General features: G+C 70.6%; 2 protein-coding genes. Both read left to right on the top strand.

Features of this window, described 5'->3' with window-relative positions; genetic code table 11:
- Positions 1–447: 447 nt before the first annotated feature.
- A complete protein-coding gene (locus tag FE633_RS46825) occupies positions 448–1,533 on the top strand; it encodes a S1C family serine protease (protein WP_138051246.1) in 1,086 nt (361 codons plus the stop codon).
- A 35-nt stretch (positions 1,534–1,568) separates the two neighbouring features.
- On the top strand, positions 1,569–1,822 hold a 254-nt coding region (locus FE633_RS46820; protein WP_138051245.1), incomplete at its 3' end, for a hypothetical protein.

The raw sequence follows: 1,822 nt of genomic DNA, 5'->3' as shown, positions 1-1,822 counted from the left end.
GGCGCGGGGGCCGTCTGCCGGGCGACGCCGGGGTCGGGCAGGGCGGCCGGTCCGTCGGCCGCGCTCGCGGGCTGCGCCGCGAGGGCGCCGGCGCAGCTCAGCGCCAGCGCGAGTACGGTCGCCGTGACCGGACGTCTCGTCATGGGACGTCTTCGGCGGCCGCGCAGGGCAGATATCACTCAGGGCTCCTGAGAGTGGTGGTGTGGCGTGAACCCACCAAGATTGCGGCACGCCGCCGCATGTGCACACCAACCGCACATAAGACCGACAAGAGTTCGTCCGCCGCTTCCGTCACATCACCGTGCCGCAACCATCCGTTTCACAGGAACACCGGGCGCGCGGCTCAGCGGCCCCATCGGGGCGCTTTATATGGGGCATACACGGTTCTGTCGGGCTTCTCAGGGAGGACTCAGGAAGCTCTCATGCTTGCGCGACAAGCTCGGGGTCATGACCGAGAGCTTCCGCCGCGACGGCGAGTACCCCCAGGGCGACCAGCAGCAGTCCGCGTACTCCCAGCAGGAGCACGCCCCTTTCGCGCACACCTCCGCGAACTCCCCCGTGAACCCCGAGTGGCCGCCCCCGCCGGCCTACGAGCCGACGCCGCAGGCAGACCCCTCGGCCCTCCTCACGGAGCCCGTCTCGAGGGCTCCCCGTCGCAGGCGCGCCAAGGGGCCGATGGCACTGATGGCCGCCGTCGCGATAGCCGCCGCGGCCGTGGGCGGCGGCACCGCGTACGCCTTTCAGGAGCTGACCGGCAAGGACACCACGTCGAGCAGCAGCACCAGCACGAGCGTCGTGCCCACCAGCCAGAAGGGCACCGTCGCCGGGGTCGCGGCAGCGGTCAGCCCGAGCATCGTCGAGATCAGCGCGAGCACGTCCGCCGGCGAGTCCACCGGGTCGGGCGTGATCATCACCAGTGACGGCGAGATCATCACCAACAACCACGTCGTCTCCGGCGCCACCTCGGTCAAGGTGACGACGAGCACCGGCAAGTCGTACACCGCGAAGGTCGTCGGCACCGACAGCAAGAAGGACCTCGCACTGATCAAGCTGGAGAACGCCTCCGGCATGAAGGCGGCGACGCTCGGCGACTCCGACGGCGTCAAGGTGGGCGACGACGTCGTGGCCATCGGCTCCCCCGAAGGCCTGTCCGGCACCGTCACCAGCGGTATCGTCTCCGCGCTCGACCGTGACGTCACCGTCGCCACCGACGACGGCCAACAGCAGCAGCAGTCCCCCGACGACGGCTGGCCGTTCGGTTTCGGCGGCCAGGAGTTCAACGGCGACACCGGTTCGTCGACGACTACGTACAAGGCGATCCAGACGGACGCCTCCCTCAACCCCGGCAACTCCGGCGGTGCGCTGATCGACATGAACGGCAACATCATCGGCATCAACTCCGCGATGTACTCGCCCGCTTCCGCTGCCGGCTCCGGCTCGAACGCGGGCAGCGCCGGCCTCGGCTTCGCCATCCCGATCAACACCGTCAAGTCCGACCTGAGCACGCTGCGCGCCGGCGGCGCGGACAACTGAGCCGCCCCTCGGGGCCCACGAACCGGGAGTTCGACATGATCAAGAACGTAGCGTTCCAGCGTGTGTCGCAGGCGTCGCGGGTTTCGCGGGTGTTGCAGGTCTCGCAGGTGTCGCACAGCGTCGCCGACGGCGACGGCCCGGCCGGGTTCACCCTGGCCCTCGAAGTGGCCCGCGAGCTGCACCCGCCGCTGACGCGGGCGCCCGAGCTGGCCGCGGCGACCACCGCCCCCGCCCGCCCGGCTCGCCCCGCCCGCCGGGTGCAGGCCCGCCGCCGTACCGTACGGGGTTG

This window comes from Streptomyces montanus (assembly GCF_005786655.1).
Lineage (GTDB): Bacteria > Actinomycetota > Actinomycetes > Streptomycetales > Streptomycetaceae > Streptomyces > Streptomyces sporangiiformans.
Note: the sequence above shows the minus strand (reverse complement) of the source record. Positions and strands in the feature narration are given on the sequence as shown.

Excerpts from the sequence above, each read along its gene's own strand:
- FE633_RS46825 (WP_138051246.1), top strand. The coding sequence starts at position 448 with ATGACCGAGAGCTTCCGCCGCGACGGCGAGTACCCCCAGGGCGACCAG.